Annotated in this window: 13 protein-coding genes and 1 pseudogene; 6 read left to right on the top strand and 8 right to left on the bottom strand. The window is 70.6% G+C overall.

All coding sequences use genetic code 11. The annotated features are described in order from the left end of the window. Positions 1-177 precede the first annotated feature (177 nt). Positions 178-1,371, top strand: a complete 1,194-nt coding sequence (locus IE108_RS05520) for a hypothetical protein (protein ID WP_159394589.1) — start codon at positions 178-180, stop codon at positions 1,369-1,371. A gap of 255 nt (positions 1,372-1,626) precedes the next feature. Next, entirely contained in the window at positions 1,627-1,779 is a 153-nt protein-coding gene (locus IE108_RS35200; RefSeq protein ID WP_308433745.1) for a hypothetical protein, read from the top strand. A 174-nt stretch (positions 1,780-1,953) separates the two neighbouring features. On the opposite strand, the gene IE108_RS05510 is transcribed toward IE108_RS35200, so the two are convergent. Then, the gene (locus IE108_RS05510; protein WP_064726374.1) at positions 1,954-2,244 is read right to left on the bottom strand and encodes a hypothetical protein; all 291 of its coding nucleotides are present in this window, start codon (positions 2,242-2,244) and stop codon (positions 1,954-1,956) included. A 303-nt stretch (positions 2,245-2,547) separates the two neighbouring features. Here IE108_RS05510 and IE108_RS05505 point away from each other — a divergent pair, with 303 nt between their 5' ends. Next, positions 2,548-3,423 (top strand): glycosyltransferase family 2 protein, encoded by an 876-nt coding sequence (locus IE108_RS05505; RefSeq protein WP_064726373.1) that lies wholly within the window; start codon positions 2,548-2,550, stop codon positions 3,421-3,423. Between the two features lie 343 nt (positions 3,424-3,766). Here the strand turns inward: IE108_RS05505 and IE108_RS05500 are convergent. Then, positions 3,767-3,988: pseudogene (locus tag IE108_RS05500) on the bottom strand (transposase); the annotation flags it as partial. Positions 3,989-4,139: 151 nt separating this feature from the next. Continuing rightward, a complete protein-coding gene (locus tag IE108_RS05495) occupies positions 4,140-5,108 on the bottom strand; it encodes a DUF3500 domain-containing protein (protein WP_064726372.1) in 969 nt (322 codons plus the stop codon). Between the two features lie 200 nt (positions 5,109-5,308). Between IE108_RS05495 and tsaD the strand changes: the two genes are divergently transcribed. Then, positions 5,309-6,379, top strand: coding sequence for a tRNA (adenosine(37)-N6)-threonylcarbamoyltransferase complex transferase subunit TsaD (gene tsaD / locus IE108_RS05490; RefSeq protein ID WP_064726371.1), 1,071 nt, complete (start codon positions 5,309-5,311; stop codon positions 6,377-6,379). 86 nt (positions 6,380-6,465) lie between these two features. Next, a complete protein-coding gene (locus IE108_RS05485; RefSeq protein ID WP_064726370.1) occupies positions 6,466-7,068 on the top strand; it encodes a dienelactone hydrolase family protein in 603 nt (200 codons plus the stop codon). Positions 7,069-7,130: 62 nt separating this feature from the next. Here IE108_RS05485 and IE108_RS05480 read toward each other — a convergent pair whose 3' ends face one another. From IE108_RS05480 to IE108_RS05460, 5 genes are read right to left on the bottom strand one after another with little or no spacing between them, the layout of a single operon-like run. Further along, entirely contained in the window at positions 7,131-7,766 is a 636-nt protein-coding gene (locus tag IE108_RS05480) for a DUF6875 domain-containing protein (RefSeq protein ID WP_064726369.1), read from the bottom strand. Continuing rightward, the gene (locus tag IE108_RS05475) at positions 7,763-8,326 is read right to left on the bottom strand and encodes a hypothetical protein (RefSeq protein WP_064726368.1); all 564 of its coding nucleotides are present in this window, start codon (positions 8,324-8,326) and stop codon (positions 7,763-7,765) included. Before IE108_RS05475 ends, IE108_RS05480 begins: the two co-directional genes overlap by 4 nt. 9 nt (positions 8,327-8,335) lie before the next feature. Further along, the gene (locus tag IE108_RS05470; protein WP_161346813.1) at positions 8,336-8,536 is read right to left on the bottom strand and encodes an MbtH family protein; all 201 of its coding nucleotides are present in this window, start codon (positions 8,534-8,536) and stop codon (positions 8,336-8,338) included. A gap of 45 nt (positions 8,537-8,581) precedes the next feature. Then, on the bottom strand, positions 8,582-8,818 hold the full coding sequence (locus tag IE108_RS05465; RefSeq protein ID WP_064726367.1) for an acyl carrier protein: 237 nt from the start codon (positions 8,816-8,818) through the stop codon (positions 8,582-8,584). Then, positions 8,815-10,218, bottom strand: a complete 1,404-nt coding sequence (locus IE108_RS05460; RefSeq protein WP_064726366.1) for a class I adenylate-forming enzyme family protein — start codon at positions 10,216-10,218, stop codon at positions 8,815-8,817. The genes IE108_RS05465 and IE108_RS05460 overlap by 4 nt, the downstream gene beginning before the upstream one ends. A 519-nt stretch (positions 10,219-10,737) precedes the next feature. Between IE108_RS05460 and IE108_RS05455 the strand changes: the two genes are divergently transcribed. Then, positions 10,738-16,007: non-ribosomal peptide synthetase (locus IE108_RS05455; protein WP_189397587.1), on the top strand; the 5,270-nt coding region annotated here is incomplete at its 3' end.

Raw genomic sequence — 16,007 nt, 5'->3', positions numbered from 1 at the left:
GCACCGATGTGATCGCCGCGACCAGTCACGCGCGCACGCCGGCCGAGAACCGCTTCGCCCAGTTCGGCGGCGAGGCCGCGCTCCCGGCCCTGCGAATCCCGCCCTACCCGAGGTCTTTCGTTGCTAGCCTTCACCCCTTGCTCGCGCTGAGCGTGCGCCGTGACCCGGGGGTGGGCCGTGGATCGGATCTTGCGCAGTTGGTGGACGGTCGGCGTGCTGACCTGTTTAGCGCTCGCCTCACTGATCGCCCGGGGTGTCCTCGTCGATCAGGGTGTTCTCTACGGCCGTATGCAGGTCCTCAGGGTCGACGGCATCATCGCATCCGTCGCGGTTCTCGCGCTCGCCTTCGGTCTGGCACACCGACCCGCCGGCAGTGCCCCGAGACCAGAGGGTGTGGCCGCCCCCGAGCGATGGAACATCGTCACCGGCGCACTCGGTCTGCTGGTGCTGATCGTTTCCGTGGTGAGTCTCTTCTCCCCGGTCGACAGACCCGGTTTGCCCAAGGCGGCGTGCCCCAATGCCCGCACCCAGGGGGCACAGTACGTCGGTCTGACTTCAGGAAAGCTGGGCAACAACAGCCGAAGCGGGCCCGGCCGTGCGTTTCCTGCCAACGGTCGATTCCCGACTGACTGCTCGGTGGGTTTCGCCGACTACTGCCTCGGCGATCCGATCCTCGACGACACCGGATCTACCGAGCATCAGGAGTGGGTGACCGGCCGCTGGCTGCGCATGGTCAAGCAGCCGCCCGGATGGCGGCAGAACGTCGCCGGTTTACTCTCCGACGAGAGCCCCGGAAACCAGTTCATCACCGACGCCTTCGTCATTCCAGCGACCAATTATGAGGGTCTGGAATTGGCGGGTGAGGAGGTGTGCGGTCCTCAATTCCCGGCCGAGCGCGCTGAACTGGGAGCGTTCACCTGGAAGCGCTATGAGGGGGACAAAGAACCGAGCGTCGAACTGGCCGCCACCTCGGACCACGCTGTCAACATCGGCTTCTCCGTATACCTGCCGCCCGGTGAGGGATTCCGCGAAAACGGAATGGTCTTCCCTCTGTACGACGAGTCCCTCACTGCTCCACAGAACCCGGGCCGCGTCTCGCCTAAGAGCGGCAATCGCAAAACCATCACCTGGGTCTACAGCGAGGCGCTGCGTGCCCGTCTGCTGCCCGGCCACAAAGGGCCAGCGCACATAGTCCTCATGGCGATCCCCTGCATCGGGAACAACCTGCCCGACGAGATCTCCAAGGGCGACCTCGCTCGCTACGACATCACCCCGAAGGGCTTTCCGCGGAACAGCGCACTCAAGCCCGCAGAGCAGAACAGGGCTCTCCGCACCAAGCTGGCCCGGGCCGCCTGTCAAGCCAACGTCTAGCGTCCGGGCCTGCTCATCGCCCATGGATTCCACCGGCACGACCGGGACCGTAGCCAGCCCCGGACCGGCCCCGGAGCCTCCCCGGCTCTGGTCTACGCCGACGACATCGCCTCCGCCCGTCATCAGTAGCCGTGGCTTTGTTCACGAGATTGGGTTCTGGTCCAACCTCTGTGGCGAGGGGACAGTGACTGTTGTCAGCCGCATGTGGTTGGGTGCGCGGAGAGTTCTGCAGCCATCACCTTCGGGGGATCGTCCATGTCGCAGTACCCGTCGCTGACCCGCGCCCTGGCGGAGGCGCTTGTGGACCTCGCCTGGTTCGTCGAGAGCGCGGACGATGAGCACATGGATCAGGACGACGCGGTGAAGGCGCTGGAGGGTGTCGCCGCGGTGGTGGATCGCCTGTCGTAATCCCAGCGGGCAGAGTTCCAGCAGGTGATCGAGGCTATGACCGAGACCGAGAGGGATCCCGGCCGCCGTGAATTCCTAGAAGCGTTCCCGGACGGTTTCGGTCTCGTGGAGTAGCTGCCAACCGGCTCAGGTTCAGGACGCGCGGAGAAATCGCTTCCTCATCGCGGTTGAGGTTCACGTGGCCCGGCCGGCGATGTAGCGCACCGTTCCGGACAGCGCGTGAGCGCGCTCCAGTGCGGCTGTGTCGTCCGGACGCAGTTGAGTTTGGGCCCGGCCCAGATCCCGCTGGTAGCGGGTGAGCTGCTCGATAAGTGGGTTGTCAGCGTCGCGCAGCGCGGCGGAGACCTCGGCGACGGCCGACCGCAGGTCGCACAGGGCCGCCTCGTAGGCCTGGTTCCCGTACAGACCGCCGGGTACCGGCTCGACGTGAGCGAGGATCGGGTCTTTGGCGCAGTCGTCAGTCATACGTGCGTCGTTCCTTCCGTCTCGTCCGTCGAGGGTGAGTGAGCCGTGCCGCCCCGAGATGCCAGACGCAGCCGGAAGCCGTCGTCGTTCCAACGAACACCCAGGCGTTCGGGACGGGCAGCAGCTTCTCGGGTGCTACGGAGCCGCGATCCCGGCCAGGACATAGCGCAGAGCCATGACCACTCATGCGGGGTGGCGAAGACCCGCCGCCCGGGACATGGCTGCGGGTCTTCTGTCTTCATGGTCCGGGTCGGGTGGGGTGGGCCGGTAGCCTCTGGGTGGAAAGTCGATCGGAGTTCACCTGTGAGTCATCCACGTCTGGGGATTGCCGTCCTGACCATGGGCAACCGGCCTGCCGAGCTTCAGGCGCTGCTGGTGTCGGTGGCCCGGCAGACGCTTCCTGCCACTCGGGTCGTGGTGGTCGGCAACGGGAGTGCGCTGCCCGTACTGCCGGCGGGCGTGGACGGGGTGGAGCTGGAGGAGAACCTGGGGGTGTCCGGCGGCCGGAACGTGGCCATCGAGCACCTGCGGGCGTGCGGGGACGTGGACGTCGTCGTCGACCTGGACGACGACGGGCTCCTCGTCGACACAGACGTGTTCGCGAAGGTGGCCGAGATGTACGAGGCCGACGACCGGCTGGGCATCGTGTCGTTCCGGATCGCCGACGAGCAGGGCCGTACCCAGCGCCGCCACGTGCCGCGGCTGCGGTCCAAGGACCCGCTGCGCGCCGGTGAGGTGACCACTTTCCTCGGCGGCGGACACGCCCTCTCGATGCGGATGCTGGAGCGAACCGGCATCTGGCCGGACGCCTTCTTCTTCGCGCACGAGGAGACCGACCTGGCCTGGCGGGCGCTGGACGACGGCTGGCGTGTCGTCTACGAGCCGTCGCTGCTGCTTCAGCACCCCTTCACGTCTCCGGCCCGGCACGCGGTCTACTACCGGATGACGGCACGCAACCGGGTGTGGCTGGCCAAGCGGCATCTGCCCGCACCGCTGGTTCCCGCCTACCTCACCGTGTGGACGCTGCTGACGCTGGCACGGACCCGCTCGTGGGGCGGGCTGCGGGCCTGGGCGGGCGGCTTCGCCGAAGGAGTGCGTGCCTCGGGCGGGCCGCGCCGGCCGATGCGGTGGGCGACCGTGGCCCGGATGACGCGCCTGGGCCGCCCGCCAGTCATCTAGTACTACCGTCAGAAATCGTTGCTTGAGCTGGTTCTTCTTCGGCAGTGCAGCAGCGGGCCGTGGCTTGTGTCGTCTGCGCCAGAGGGACCAGTTCAGGGCATGTGCAACGGGTCCGAGGAGGGGTGCGGGGCGGGGCAGCAGAGCGGCCATGAGTCGGCGGACTTCTGCCACAGTGAAGTGGATGGTGCTGGTGGGGTCGCTTCTGCAGCCCCCTTCAGTGGTTTGGGCTGCGACAGAGGCCAGGAACGCGTGGCCGAGCATGGACGGGGCGATGCGCCGATACCAGGCGCTGGGTAGCGGCGGACTTCGTACTGGGCGAGGCCACATTCGTTCTTCGCTGCCTGACCTCGATCTGGCAGTTCTCGGTGTGGCCGGCCGTGCCCGAGTACCGCCGCTGCCCACCGGCAGAGGCGGTGCCCTTCTTCAAGAAGCCGGTGTCGTCCACGATCAGGACCCCGTCCGGTATGCCGAAGCCGGCCGGTCTACGGTGACCTGCGAACTCGGCCAGCTGCCAGCCGTTCTTCCGCTCCACCGGAGCCAGCAGACCACGCATGTGGTCCCGCATCCGCCACCGCAGAACCACCCGCGAGAACCGGCCCGCCACACAGGCGAAAAACCGAGTCCAACTCGCCAGCCGAAAGGTCACCTTCGCTCATCCCCACCATGCCTGGAACAACGTCGCCGCCCAGCTCAGGCAACGAGGTCTGACTGGAGTACTAGCCGTGCCGCTCCGTGTAATGGCCGCGGAGCAGATCCGCCCCCCAGTCGTGGCGGACGTGGCGCCAGACCGAGTGGGCGTGGTTGCCGTCGTCCTGGGTGTTGTCGTACTCGATGAGGAAGTCGGGCGCGCGGACGCAGTAGTAGTGACGGTCCCCAGGAACCAGGCCGCCGGCCCAGGCGAAGGAGACCGGTCCCAGTCCCCGGGCCACGGCGGCGGACCAGCACTCCCGCGCGTAGGCCGCGGGCGCCCGGTCGAGGTAGCGGCGGACCAGACGTTCCAGCAGCCGCTGCTGATCGGGCGTCATGGCCTCGTGGGCGAGGCCGTCCGGCAGCAGGCGCGGGTCGGCGAACGGATCGTCGCGGGTCAGGATGTCGTCCGGCGGCGTGGCGGCGAAGACCGCCGCGGCCCGCCTGCCGCCGTCCAGACCCGTGACCAGTTCCCTGGCCAGGTCCTCCTCCGGGCCGAGGATCCGGCGGCCGGCCTGCGGGCCGCTGCCGACGCGGGCCGGTTCCGAGCCGACGAAGTGCGGCGTCACCCGTACTCCGGCCGACGTGACCAGCACGTGCACGGCCAGGTGGTGGCCGTTCATCCGCCAGCCCCACGGTCCCTCCCCGTCCGGGTCGCCGAGCAGCCGCACCCAGTAGCGGTCACCGCTCACGGGCCCGTGCCGGGCGCGGCGGTGCCGTTCCACCTCGATCGCCCCGCGCGCCAGCTCCGCCCCCGGCACGCTGTGCGCCGTGGCGAGCAGCACGTCGACCGCCTCGCGCTGCCGGGCGCCGAGCCCTTCGGTGCACAGCCCGGGGCGCGACCCCGGCAGGTAGGTCCACTCGCGCAGTTCGGGGGCGTCCAACCGGTCGGGCCCCGCGCGCAGTTCACGTACCTGCTCCGGTTCCAGGACGGCCAGCAGCGCACGCGCGGCCTCCCGCGCTCCGGAGGCGACGCTTTTCGACGCGGTCTCGTCCACGCTTCTCCTCCCGCTGACGGCCGGCCGGCAGCGGGCTTCATTCTGCGCCCGGATCCCGCTGCCCGCACGTCTCCGGCCGACCATGCGGCGTGGCTCCGCGACAAGGGCCGGCCGTCGCCGACGGTGTCCGGGGGGCCGTGGCACCCGAGTGCAATCGCGTAGAGTCAGTAACTGCAACCATTGTGCAAGAGAGGCGCGGCATGGGCGGACCAGTGGTACTCGGCATCGAGTCCTCGTGCGACGAGACCGGGGCCGGGATCGTCCAGGACGGGCGGCTCCTCGCCCATGTCGTGGCGTCGAGCATGGACGAGCACGCCCGCTTCGGCGGGGTCGTGCCCGAGATCGCCGCCCGGGCCCACCTCGAGGCGTTCGGCCCGGTCGTCCGCGAGGCCCTCGACCGCGCGGGGCTGCGGCTCAGCGGCGTCGACGCCGTCGCCGTCACCACCGGACCCGGCCTCTCCGGCGCCCTCCAGGTCGGCCTCGCCGGAGCCAAGTCGCTCGCCTACGCGGCCGGGGTCCCGCTCTACGGGGTGCACCACCTGGCCGGACACGTCGCCGCCGACACGCTGGAGCACGGGCCGCTGCCCGCCCCCTGCGTCGTACTGATCGTCTCCGGGGGACACACCTCGCTGCTGCTCGTGCGGGACCTGGTGCGGGAGCCGATCCTGCACCTCGGGGACACCCTCGACGACGCGGCGGGGGAGTGCTTCGACAAGGTCGCCCGCTTCCTCGGCCTGCCCTACCCGGGCGGCCCCGCGATCGACCGGGCGGCGCGGGCCGGCGATCCCCGCGCGGTCGACCTCCCCCGGCCCCTCACCCGCCCCGGCGACGACCCGTACGCGTTCTCCTTCTCCGGTCTCAAGACGGCCGCGGCACGGTGGGCGGAGAAGCACCGGCTGCGCGGCGCGGAGGTGCCGGTGGCCGACGGTGCGGCCGCCCTTCAGGAGGCCGTCGCCGACGTGCTGACGCGCAAGGCGCTCGCCGCCTGCCGCGCCCACGACGTCCGGACGCTCATCGTGGTGGGCGGGGTGGCGGCGAACTCCCGGGTGCGGGGCCTGGCCGAGGAGCGCTGCGCCGCCGCCGGGATCGAGCTGCGGGTGCCGCCGATGACGCTGTGCACGGACAACGGCGCCATGATCGCGGCCGTCGGCGACCTCCTCGTCCGCTCCGGTGCCGAGCCCGCCCCGCTGGAGGTCTCCGTCGACCCGTCGGCGCCACTGGAGTACGCCTCCCTCACCCCGCTCCCCGTCCCGTCGCCGCGGGCCGCCTGACTCGCCGCCGTCGCCGCCGCTGTCAGTGCCGGGGTCCATACTCGTCCCGCGGCGCCACCCGGGCATCGCGGCACGAGGGGAGCGGCATGGCAGAGGTACTGGTCTTCCACCACGGGCACGGACTGACCACCGGCGTACGCGACTTCGCCGGCCGGCTGCGCGGAGCCGGGCACACGGTCCACGTCCCGGACCTGTACGAGGGGCAGGTGTTCGCGACGCTCGAAGAGGGCATCGCCCACGCCGGGAAGACCGGCTTCGACACGATCGCGGCGCGTGCGACCGCGGCCGCCGAGCGCCTCCCGGCGGAGCTGGTCCACATCGGGTTCTCGCTCGGAGTCATGTCGGCGCAGCGGCTGGCCCAGACCCGCCCCGGCGCGCGGGGAGCCGTGCTGATCGAAGCCTGCGCCCCCGTCGCGGAGTTCGGCGGCGCCTGGCCTCGGGACGTCCCGGTCCAGGTCCACGGCATGGACGCGGACCCCTTCTTCGCCGGGGAGGGCGACGTGGACGCCGCCCGCGAGCTGGTGGGGGCGGCGCCGGACGCGGAGCTGTTCCTGTACCCCGGCGACCGTCACCTGTTCACGGACAGCAGCCTGCCGTCGTACGACGAACAGGCGGCCCGGCAGGTCGTCGACCGGGTGCTCGGCTTCCTGGCCCGGATCGGGCAGGGGAGGACCGGTTCCGCGACATGACGTGCCGGTGGGGACCCCCGGGTGCCGCAGACCCGACCGGCGCGTCATGCGGTCGCCGGCTCCTACGGCGGCGGACCACCGTACGCCTCCTCGGCCTCCTGGTAGCGCCCCACCAGCAGCGGGTCCATGACGGTGGACCCCGGTCCGAAGAACTTGCCGAACCGGTCCCGGTACTGCTGGAACCAGTGCGGCCGCTCAGCCAGGAAGAAGACGTCGTGCAGGGCGATGGCGCGGATGGCGAACAGGGGCAGGGGCGCCTTGCTCACCGTGAAGCCGGGGTTGCGGGCGGCCGTCACCTCGCAGTTCTCGTGGAACTGGCCGATCATGAGCCCCCGTGCCACGAAGGCGTCCTTCACCCGGGCATGGGCCTGGTCGAGCAGACCGGTGTCCTCGACGCGCAGGTCGGGAAGGGCGACCACCATGGCCCGCAACATGGGGTTGCGGCCCTGCCAGCTCGTCAGCTCGTACTCCCGCAGACTGCTGCGGGCGATCTCCTCGATCAGTTCGGGCGTCGGCTCGTGGCCGGCCAACCGCACGCGGATCTCCATCGTCCGGTTCTTGCGCGAGGGTGCCACGAAGGGACAGATGGGCCCCGTGCGGCCGATCTCCGGATGGCTCGCCGAGATGTACTCGGTCAGCCATTCCTCGACCGTCTCCAGCGCGGACGCGAAGTCGATCAGGGAGGCCGTCGACGTCATGACGCACCGGTCAGTTCGGTGACGCGCTCGACGGCGACGCGCGCGAGCCGCTGGATCTCCGACTCCTCCGGTACCCGGGCGTTGACGAAGGTGAGGATGTCGTCCTGCGCGACGATCGCCCAGGCGGTCTCGATGCGGAAGTGGTCGACGGTGGACAGCCACCGCACCAGGAAGCCGCCGTCCCCCAGCTCGACGGGTCCCAGGCCGACCCGGGTGATGTCGAGCCGCACGCCGTCGTTGAGTTCCATCCGGTACCGCGCGCAGGCCTGTACCGCGTCGAAGAGTTCCCGGTAGACCTGCCGGCAGGTCCCGTGGCCGAACCGGGCGACATGGTGGAACACCACCGATCCCACGACGTTGGTGAACAGCGCGGAGGCGTGGTGCACCGTGTCGGGATGCGTGCCGTGCGTCAGCATGTTGGTCAGGTCGACGATGGCCTGCCCCGACGCGTCGCCGGAGACGAAGGCCGGATCGTAGGCGGCGCTCGGCTCCTCGCCGTAGAACGACTCCTCGAGGTCCTCCTCCCGTAGCAGCAGCTGCTGGAATGCGGCGTCGTCCATCGAGGTCTCCTATCGGCGCACGAGGCTCAGCGGGCGCATGTCGGTCCAGTGCTCCTCGACGTGGGCGAGGCAGGTCTCGCGGTCGCTCCGGTCGAGCGCGACCGTCCAGCCCGCGGGCACCTCGGCGAACGACGGCCACAGCGAGTGCTGGCCCTCGTCGTTGACGAGCACCAGGAAGGTGGCGTCGGGGTTCTCGAAGGGGTTGCTCATCATCGCTCCCTGCGCGTGCGGTCGGTGGGGGCCGGGTGGCGCCGGTCAGCGCTCCCGCGCGACCCCGCTCAAGTAGGTGTGGATGCCGTCGATCGAGGTGAACTGCGCCATGTCGTCGAACTGCGGGTCGATGACCATGCCGTGCCGCTCCTCCAGGACGTGCTGGAGGATCACCAGGGTGAAGGAGTCGATCACCAGCTCGGCGTCGTCGGTCAGTTCGCCGGGCGGCCCGAGTCCCGCGTTCTCGGCCAGGATCGTCCTGAGGTCGTCCTTCGATATCACCGGTCCCCCTGTGCCCGTGCGGGCGGTTTGGACGGAACGCGTCCGAGCATCAGCGCACGGTCGCGGATCAGCTTCCCCATCGAGTTCCGCGGCAGCAGCCGCGTGACGTGGAACCTCTTGGGGACCTTGACGGGACTCAGCCGCTCCCGGCACCAGACCGTCAGCTCGTCCGCGCCGACGGCGGGGTCGGCGCCCACGAAGGCCTCGACGACCTCTCCGTGCGTCACGACGGCCTCGGCCACCCGGTCGTGGGCCAGGAGGACGTTCTCCACCTCCGTGAGGTCGACCTTCAGTCCGCCGATCACGGCCAGCGAGTCCGCCCGGCCGATCATGCTGAGCACCCCGGTCGCAGGGTCCTGCCGGACCCGGTCGCAGGTCCGCAGCCAGCCGTCCGCGTAGCGGTCCGCGTGCTCGCCGTACAGGTACGGCGAGTGGTCCATCCGCACGTACAGCTCCTCGTCGACGACCTTGACCTCGGCTCCCGGCACCGGGAGCCCCAGCTGCGGGGGGACGGACGTGCCGGACAGGTCACCCGCGATCAGCCCGATCTCGGTCAGTCCGTAGACCGGGCTGACCGGCAGGCCGAAGCGTGCGCGGAAGTTCTCGTAGGTCTCCTGCGGCACCCGCTCGCCGCCGGACACCGCGAGGCGCAGTGCGGGCAGCCGGGGCCGGTCGGAGACGCGGGACAGCAGGTCGTAGTGGACGGGCGTTCCGTAGACGGCGGTGGTTCCGGTCGCCGCCATGAGCCGTACGACCTCGGCAGGCCGCACCGTCGGCGGGATGATCAGCGTCGCCCCGGACGCGAGGGCGTGCAGCACGCCGCTGACCAGGCCCATGTTGTGCATGACCGAGTTCAGCAGCATCACCCGGTCGCCCGCGCCGGGGATGCCGGGGAGCCCGGCGTGCCGGTCGATCTCGGCCAGCACGGAGGCGGCGGGCCGGCCGATGACCTTGGGGCGGCCCGACGAGCCCGAGCTGAACTGCACCAGCCGGATGCCGTCGACGGCGGGCCGGCCGTCCGGCAGCCGCCGGACCGTGAACTCGGACTCCTGACGGAATCCGGCCACCGGCCCCGCGGCGCCGGACGCGGCGACGAGGAACTGCGGGCGCACCAGCCGCGCCAGCGGTTCGTACTCGGCCGGTTTCAGCCGGAAGTCGACCAGGACCACCTGCGCGCCGCGGCTCCACAGAGCCAAGAGAACCTGAATGTAGGTGAAACTCGGTGTCATCCTCAGGAGAACCGAGCTGCCTTCACCGATTCCCTCGTTCCGGAAGCGCTCTTCGAGTTCGACGACCGCGCCGCGCAACTGCCCCCGGGTGACCGGCGCGCTCGAAACGGCCCACGGTTCGTCGTCCGCGCCACGGTTCAGCAAATGGCTTGTCCACTGCGTTCTCGCCATACGGGTTTCCTTTTTCGAAACAGCTTCGGGAAACGTGCGATCGGCATTTGTGGAAAGTGAAGCTAACACCGCCGAGAAACGGCGGGCAAGGGGCCGTCGATCAAGGCGCGGCGTCCCGCGGCCGACGCGCAGGTCCCCGCGCCGGCCGCCGCGCGCAGCCCGCGCGAAAGGGCTCCGTCCGCCGTGTGGCTAGCATCCGAACCACTCCGCCGCAAGCGCCGCACGCCCGCATCGCCTCCCGTGTCCCGCCGGCGGGACACGGCCCGGACATGCACGTGGCATAGCCGATTGGTTTCCTTGACCCTCCGGATCTCGCGGGGTTAGGTTCCCTCTGTCGCGTTGCCGGGCGGTTGGGTCCGGCTCCTGTACACGCACGGCGATCCACGTCGCTCCGACAGAGCAGAGGTCGCCGATTCCTTTCTGTGCGATCGAATTTACGACGCATTTTCCAGGACATTGTGAGTTTTTCATTCCTGTCTCTCCGGCCGTCCGTGCGGGGGAATTATCGGAGGTGGAGACTTGTCCGTCAGTGCCGGCACCACGCTGCCCATTACGGCTGCGCAGCGCGAGATATGGATCGCCGAGCAGCGGCTGGGGAGAGGGAATCGCGTTTTCCGGGTGGCGGAGTACCTGGAGATCCACGGAGGCGTTGACCCGGAGCTGTTCGAGAAGGCCCTGCGGCGCGTCGTCGCCGAGGCGGAGGCGCTGCACGTCCGCTTAGTCGAGGAATCCGGCGAGACCCGGCAGGCCCTCCGGGAGCCGGCCGGCTGGTCGCTCGCGGTCACCGACATGAGCGCGGAACCCGACCCCGAACAGGCCGCCCGCGACTGGATGGACGCCGCGGTCGCCCGGCCCATGAACCTGACCGAGGGCACGCTGTTCGAGTACGCGCTCCTGAAGCTGGGCGCCGACCGCTTCTGGTGGTACCAGGGCTACCACCACGCCGTGATGGACGCCTTCGGCTCCCTGCTGATCACACGCCGGGTCGCCGACGTCTACACCGCGCTCGCCGGCGGCGGCCCGGTGGGAGCAAGTCCGTTCGGCACGCTGGCCGACCTGCTCGCGGCCGAGGAGGCCTACCGGACATCGGAACAATTCGACCAGGACAGGTCGTACTGGACGGATCGCTTCGCCGACCGTCCGCAGTCGGCCGCACTCGTCGGCACCCCGTCGACCACGCCGGAGCGCTACCTCCGGCACACCTCCGCTCTGGAGCCGGCCGAACACACCGCCCTGCGCGACGCGGCGCGCCAGGCCCGCGCCCCCTGGTCGCATCTGGTCATCGCCGCCGCGGCACTCCACGTGTACCGGACGACCGGCACGGCCACCGTCGTCCTGGGACTGCCGGTGACGGGCCGCCTCACCCAGGTGGAGCGCCGCACCCCCGGCACGGCCGCCAACGTCCTCCCCCTGCGGCTCACGCTGCGACCGGAGCTGACGCTCGGTGAACTCCTCGTCCAGATCGGCGAGCGGGTGCGCGAACTCGGCGGCCACCAGCGGTACCGGGCCGAGGACATCCACCGCGACCTCGCACTGCCCGGCCGCCCGGGGTACGCGCCGGTCGTCAACGTCATGTCCTTCGACTACGCGATCACCTTCGCCGGACTGCCGACCACCGCCCACAACCTCTCCTCCGGCCTGGTGGGCGACTTCACCCTCGCCGTGTGGGACCGGCGCGACGGTGCCGGGCCGACCGTCGACGTGAACGCCCACCCCGAACTGTGCACGCACGACGAACTGGCCGTTCACCACCGGCGTCTGCGCACGGCCCTGCGCGCCGTCACGGCAACGGATCCCTCGCGGCCGATCGGGGGGATCGATCTGCTGTCGGCGCCGGAGCGGGCTGCGGTGCTGGGGGTGCCGGCTGCTGTCGTGCCGTCGGGGGCGACGTTGCCGGGGTTGTTCGAGGCGCGGGTGGCGGCTGAGCCGGGGGCCGCTGCGGTGGTGTGGGGCGGGTCCACGTTGTCGTACGGGGAGTTGAACGAGCGGGCGAACCGGTTGGCGCACGAGTTGGTGGGGCGGGGTGTGGGGCCGGAGGACGTGGTGGCTCTTGCGCTGCCCCGGGGTGTGGATCTGGTGGTGGCCGTGGTGGCGGTGCTCAAGGCGGGTGCGGCGTATCTGCCTTTGGATCCGGCGTATCCGGCGGCGCGTGTGGCGTACATGGTGGCCGATGCCCGGCCGGTGCTGGTGCTGACGACGGGGGAGTCCCGTCTTGCGGCGGAGGCGGTGGGTGGGGCTCCGGTGGTGTTGCTGGATGTGCTCGATGTGCGGGAGCGGTCCTCGGACAACCCGGTGACGGCTCTGTCGGCGGATCATCCCGCGTACGTCATCTACACCTCCGGCTCCACCGGCCGCCCCAAAGGCGTCGTCGTCGCCCACCGCAACGTGACGCGGCTCTTCGACGCCACCCGGAAGTGGTTCGGCTTCGGTCCCGACGACGTGTGGACCCTGTTCCACTCGTACGCCTTCGACTTCTCCGTCTGGGAGCTGTGGGGAGCGCTGCTGCACGGGGGCCGCCTGGTCGTGGTGCCCTACGAGGTCAGCAGGACGCCCAGTGCCTTCCTCGACCTGCTGGCCGAGCACGGCGTCACCGTCCTCAACCAGACACCGTCGGCCTTCCATCAGCTCGCGCAGGCCGACGCCGACGCCTCCCCGCCGGGCCGCCGGCTCGGCCTGCGCACCGTGGTGTTCGGCGGTGAGGCACTCCAGCCGTCCCGCCTCGCCGACTGGTACCGGCGCCACCCCGACGACTCGCCGACCCTGATCAACATGTACGGCATCACCGAGACCACGGTCCACGTGACGTACCAGGCGCTCACCCGGGAGCGAGCGACCGGGGCGGCGGCCAGCGTCATCGGCGCGGGCATCCCCGACCTGCGGACGTATGTGCTCGGCCCCGGCCTGGAGCTGGTGGCGCCCGGCGTGGTGGGGGAGCTGTACGTCGCGGGGGCCGGTGTGGCCCGGGGCTATCTGGGCAGGCCGGGTCTGACGGCCGAGCGGTTCGTGGCGGACCCGTACGCGGTCGAGCCGGGCTCGCGGATGTACCGCACGGGTGACCTGGTGCGGTGGAACCCGGACGGCGAGCTGGAGTTCGTCGGCCGCGCCGACCACCAGGTCAAGATCCGCGGCTTCCGCATCGAACCCGGCGAGATCGAGAACGTGCTGACCGGCCACCCCGACGTCACCGAGGCGGCGGCGGTGGTCCGCGACGACCGGTCCGGCGACGCCAGGCTCATCGCCTACGTGGTGGCACGGGCAGCCGTCCGCGCCGGGGACATGAGGGAGTTCGCGCGGGACCGGCTGCCCGACCACATGGTGCCGGCCGCCGTCGTCGTACTGGACCGCATGCCGCTCACGGCCAACGGCAAGCTGGACAAGGCGGCGCTCCCGGAGCCGGACTTCACCGTGCTGAGGCCGGGGCGGGAGGCACGCACGCCGCAGGAGCAGATCGTGTGCGACCTGTTCGCGCAGGTCCTGGGGCTGCCGCAGGTGGGCGTGGACGATGGCTTCTTCGACCTGGGCGGGCACTCGCTGCTGGCCACCCGGCTGATCGCGCGGATCCGGGCCGCGTTCGGCGTGGAGCTGGAGCTGCGCGCGCTGTTCGACGGGCCCACGCCGAGCGCGGTGGCCGCGCTTCTCGACACCGCGGGACCCGCCCGGCCCACCCTGGTGGCGCGGGAACGCCCGCCGGTCCTGCCCCTCTCGTCCGCACAGCGGCGGCTGTGGTTCCTGCACAAGATGGAGGGGCCGAGCGCCACCTACAACATCCCTCTCGTCATACGGCTGACCGGCACGGTGGACCGCGACGCGCTGCGGGCCGCCCTCGGCGACGTCGTCGCCCGGCACGAGAGCCTGCGGACGGTGTTCCCCGAGACCGACGACGCTCCTCACCAGCGGATCCTCGACGGCCCGAACGTCGGACTGCCCGCCACCCGCGTCACCGAGACGGAGCTTCCGGGCGCCCTGGAGTCCGGGGCCCGGTACGCCTTCGACCTGTCAGCCGAACTCCCCGTCCACGCGCGGCTGTTCACGGTCTCCGAGGACCGGCACGCGTTGCTGCTGGTCGTCCACCACATCGCGGGTGACGGGTGGTCGCTGGGTCCGCTGGCCTCCGATCTCAGGCGTGCCTACACGGCCCGGGTGGAGGGCCGGGTGCCGGAGTGGACGGCGCTGCCGGTGCAGTACGCGGACTACACGCTGTGGCAGAACGAACTCCTGGGCGAGCAGGACGATCCGGAGAGCCTCTTCGCGACGCAGGTCGACTACTGGAGGGGGGCGTTGGCGGGTCTGCCGGACCAGCTGACGCTGCCCACCGACCGTCCGCGTCCCGCCGTGATGACGTATCGCGGCGACTACCTCACCGTCGATGTCGACGCCGAGCTGCACCGGCGGTTGTCGGAAGTGGCGCGGGCGTCGGGTGCGAGTCTGTTCATGGTGCTGCAGGCGGGGCTCGCCGCCCTGCTGTCGCGTCTGGGTGCGGGTGAGGATGTTCCGGTGGGCGCTCCGGTGGCCGGCCGGACGGACCAGGCGTTGGACGAGTTGGTCGGGTTCTTCGTCAACACGCTGGTGGTGCGTACGGACACGTCCGGTGATCCGACGTTCGGCGAGTTGATCGGGCGGGTGCGGGAGCGGAGTCTGGCGGCCTACGCGCACCAGGATGTGCCGTTCGAGTATCTGGTGGAGCTGCTCAACCCGGCGCGGACGTTGTCGCATCATCCGCTGTTCCAGGTCATGCTCGCCCTCCAGAACGCGCCCGAGACCCAGCTCGAACTCCCGGGCCTGCGAGCCGGGGTCGAGCTGGGCAGGACCGGTACCGCGAAGTTCGACCTGTTCTTCAGCCTCGCCGAGCGACGCGGCGAGCGCGGCGAGCCACAAGGCCTCACCGGCGTCGTCGAGTACTCCAGCGACATTTACGACGCTCCCACCGTCCAGATCCTGTTCGAGCGTTGGCTGCGGCTGCTGGACGCGGCCGTCTCCCACCCCGACCAGCCCCTCAACCACATCGACATCCTCACCCCCGAAGAACACCGGCGTGCGGTGGTGGACTTCAACGACACGGCGCATGCCGTGCCGGACGTGTCCCTGGGTGAGCTGTTCGCCCGGCAGGTGGCGCGGACGCCTGATGGCCTTGCCGTCACGGACGGCTCTGTGACGCTTACCTACGCGCAGCTCGACGCGCGTGCGAACCAGGTCGCGCACGAGGTGCTCGGCAGGGGAGTGCGGTCGGGTGACGCGGTCGGTGTGCTTCTGGAACGGTCGGTCGGGACGGTCGTCACGGTTCTCGCTCTGATGAAGGCCGGCGCCGTCTACGTGCCCCTGGACGCCCGCTATCCGGCCGACCGCATCCGCCATGTCCTGGCCGACACCGGCGCACGCCTGCTGGTAACCGACGAAAGGTCGGTCCCGATAGCAGGTGCCGAAGCCGTGGAGCTGTTCCGCGTCGAGTCTCCGCGGTCCCTCATCTCGGATCCCGGAGCCCCCGGAGTGGGTGTGCGGTCGGACGATGCGGCGTATGTGATGTACACGTCGGGGTCGACGGGGGCGCCCAAGGGGATCGTGGTGACGCACGGGAATGTCGCGGCGCTGGCTGTGGATCCGCGGTTTGACCGTGTGGCGCATGAGCGGGTGCTGTTGCACTCGCCTGCGGCGTTCGACGCCTCGACGTACGAGTTGTGGGTGCCGTTGCTGAGCGGTGGGACGGTGGTCGTGGCTCCGGCCGGGGATCTGGACGTCCCGGCTTTGCAGCGCACTGTGGTCTCGCAGGGTGTCACGGCGTTGTGGCTGACGAG

The organism is Streptomyces parvulus, assembly GCF_014648855.1.
Taxonomy (GTDB): Bacteria; Actinomycetota; Actinomycetes; order Streptomycetales; family Streptomycetaceae; genus Streptomyces; species Streptomyces parvulus.
The sequence above is the reverse complement of the archived record's forward strand: the minus strand, read 5'-3'. Positions and strand labels throughout refer to the sequence as shown.

Coding starts and splice junctions, on each gene's coding strand:
- IE108_RS35200 (WP_308433745.1), top strand. CDS start 1,627: ATGTCGCAGTACCCGTCGCTGACCCGCGCCCTGGCGGAGGCGCTTGTG.
- IE108_RS05510 (WP_064726374.1), bottom strand. CDS start 2,244: ATGACTGACGACTGCGCCAAAGACCCGATCCTCGCTCACGTCGAGCCG.
- tsaD (WP_064726371.1), top strand. CDS start 5,309: ATGGGCGGACCAGTGGTACTCGGCATCGAGTCCTCGTGCGACGAGACC.
- IE108_RS05485 (WP_064726370.1), top strand. CDS start 6,466: ATGGCAGAGGTACTGGTCTTCCACCACGGGCACGGACTGACCACCGGC.
- IE108_RS05480 (WP_064726369.1), bottom strand. CDS start 7,766: ATGACGTCGACGGCCTCCCTGATCGACTTCGCGTCCGCGCTGGAGACG.
- IE108_RS05475 (WP_064726368.1), bottom strand. CDS start 8,326: ATGGACGACGCCGCATTCCAGCAGCTGCTGCTACGGGAGGAGGACCTC.
- IE108_RS05470 (WP_161346813.1), bottom strand. CDS start 8,536: ATGAGCAACCCCTTCGAGAACCCCGACGCCACCTTCCTGGTGCTCGTC.
- IE108_RS05460 (WP_064726366.1), bottom strand. CDS start 10,218: ATGGCGAGAACGCAGTGGACAAGCCATTTGCTGAACCGTGGCGCGGAC.